The organism is Streptomyces sp. NPDC021356 (assembly GCF_040641015.1).
Classification (GTDB): Bacteria; Actinomycetota; Actinomycetes; order Streptomycetales; family Streptomycetaceae; genus Streptomyces.
The window spans coordinates 1-1,751 of record NZ_JBFACU010000101.1 but is presented as its reverse complement, the minus strand read 5'-3'; the positions used below and the strand labels follow the sequence as shown (position 1 = coordinate 1,751).

3 protein-coding genes are annotated in these 1,751 nt (G+C 74.1%); all 3 read right to left on the bottom strand.

The annotated features are described in order from the left end of the window. Positions 1 to 161: 161 nt before the first annotated feature. On the bottom strand, positions 162 to 476 hold the full coding sequence (locus AB0G56_RS42140) for an SCO5918 family protein (RefSeq protein WP_360981651.1): 315 nt from the start codon (positions 474 to 476) through the stop codon (positions 162 to 164). A 76-nt stretch (positions 477 to 552) separates the two neighbouring features. After that, positions 553 to 870: a CBS domain-containing protein gene (locus tag AB0G56_RS42135; protein WP_360981654.1), complete on the bottom strand. Its 318-nt coding sequence runs from the start codon at positions 868 to 870 to the stop codon at positions 553 to 555. Positions 871 to 1,011: 141 nt separating this feature from the next. Then, positions 1,012 to 1,751 (bottom strand): C-terminal helicase domain-containing protein (locus AB0G56_RS42130; RefSeq protein WP_360981648.1); only part of this gene is annotated, 740 nt, incomplete at its 5' end.

Sequence of the window (1,751 nt, the reverse complement as noted above, 5' to 3'; positions counted from 1 at the left end):
CCCACTCTTCCCCCCCCATCCCCGCAACCCCTTTTTGGGGGGCTTTTTCTGGATTTTCGCGGTGCCCCCCCCCCCGGGGGGGGGGCGGGGGGGGGGGCCCCCCCCCCCCCCCCGGCCCCCGCCCCCCCACCGGGATCCTGAGTGTGGTTTACCGCCTGGCGTCACACAGCCAGGGGCGCGGTACCGCCGAGCAGTGCCGAAGCGGTCCGGAGCGGAGCGGTGGCGCACGCGGCTGCGGCCTCGGGGCGCTCGTGGCACGTGAAGCCGAGGCGCCTCATGGCCCGCATGACTTCGTCGGCGGAGAAGTCACGCGGGTCCTGTCGCGTGATGACCCGGCCCGCCTGCTTGACGGGGTAGCGGCGGCGGCCGATGGTCACGGACTCACTCGTGACCAGCTCGGGCCTGACGCCCTTCATCGAGGCCAGCACCCCGGTCCTGGTCAGCTCGAACGGATACCGGGCGATGACACAGCGCATGATGCCTCACAGGGGGAGAAGCCGCGGCGGGAGGAGAACGGCGGCAAGGGGAACGGGCCGCCCGGGGCGGGGCGGATCAGCACGAGGGGGCGAGGACGCCCGGGACCCGGCCGTCCTCACCGAAGCGGTCGGCGCGAGCACCGGGTGACGGCGCCGGCCCGTCGAGGACGTCCCGCAGGCGGATCCGGTCGGTGTACGCGGAACTGCCGCGCAGGAGGGCGAGCCGGACCAGGGTGATCAGGCCCGTGCGCTGGTCGTCCCCGTCGCACACGGTCAGGTACTCGACCCGGGCACCCGCCATGACGGCCAGAGCCACCTCGACGGTCATGTCGTCACACACCCGGGGACCGTGTGCGGCGTCCTCGGCCACGGTCACGGGGGTGGGGTCCGGCACGTGGTACTGCGTCCGCGAGGGCGTCAACGGTGTCTCCTTCGGTAGGGGCCGGCTGGTCGGTCCGGTGGCGCTTGCGGCCCCGTGAGAGCACTACGGCCACGGCTCCCGCGAGGCCACGGGGCGGGAACCGCGCCGGGCCGCCTAAGCAGCCGATTCGTTGCTGCCGGGCCGCTGCCGTGCCCTGCGGAGGACCTCCGCGCCGGCGGGCCGTCCCTGGCCGGTGCGGCCCCGGCGGCCCCGGGACGGCGAGGACGCGCGGGGGGAGCGTTCCGTGACAGGCGCGGTGATGACCACCGGGACGCCGGAGGGCGCCTGGGCACCCGTGATGCGGCTCAGCTCCGTCTCGCCCGAGCGGACGGGGGTGATGTGCGGGGTGATGCCGGCCGAAGCCATCAGCCGGGTCATGCCGCGGCGCTGGCCGGGGGTCACGAGGGTGACGACGCTGCCGGATTCCCCGGCGCGGGCCGTGCGCCCGCCGCGGTGCAGGTAGTCCTTGTGGTCGCTGGGCGGATCCACGTTGACGACCAGGTCGAGGCTGTCGACGTGGATGCCGCGGGCCGCGACGTTGGTGGCCACCAGCACGGTGACGTGACCGTCCTTGAACTGCGCCAGGGTCCGGGTGCGCTGGGGCTGGGACTTGCCGCCGTGCAGGGCCGCCGCGCGGACACCGCTGTTCAGCAGGTGCTCGGTCAGCCGGTCCACGGCGTGCTTGGTGTCCAGGAACATGATCACCCGCCCGTCCCGGGCCGCGATCTCGGTGGTCGTGCGGTGCTTGTCCGCGTCGTGCACGTGGAGCACGTGGTGCTCCATGGTGGTGACGGCCCCGGCCGACGGGTCGACGGAGTGGACCACGGGGTCGGACAGGTAACGGCGGACCAGCA